We start from the raw sequence: 423 nt of genomic DNA on the forward strand, positions 1-423 counted from the left end.
ATCCTGGGCGATCCGGCTCTCTACGCCCGCTGCGTGGCCGGCGGCGCCCGGGCGGCGGCTGCCTACGATTGGGACCGGCACGCCGCCCGCTACCACGTGCTGCTGCGTGCGCTGCTGACTCCGGAGCCGCCGGCTCCGGCACCCCGGCAACTCCTCGTCTGCGATATCGACAACACGCTGGTCGGCTGCGACGCAGCGCTCGGCATCTTCCGCCGGTGGCGGAGCCGGCAGGCGGGGCTCGCCTTCGGCGTCGCGACCGGCCGGTCCTTCCACAGCGCCATGGCGGTGCTGGAGCAGCAGGCGAGTCCCCGACCCCAGGTGATGATCACCTCGGTGGGGTCGGAGATCTACCACCTCGATGCCAACGGCGTGACCTTCACGGCGGACGCCGCGTGGCGCCGGACCATCGAGCCGGGCTGGGAC

General features: G+C 73.0%; 1 protein-coding gene. It reads left to right on the forward strand.

Going from position 1 to position 423, the window contains the following annotated elements:
• Positions 1 to 423: HAD family hydrolase (locus EN885_RS33230; protein WP_245493200.1), on the forward strand; the 423-nt coding region annotated here is incomplete at both ends.

The organism is Mesorhizobium sp. M6A.T.Cr.TU.014.01.1.1 (assembly GCF_004022765.1).
Lineage (GTDB): Bacteria > Pseudomonadota > Alphaproteobacteria > Rhizobiales > Rhizobiaceae > Mesorhizobium > Mesorhizobium mediterraneum.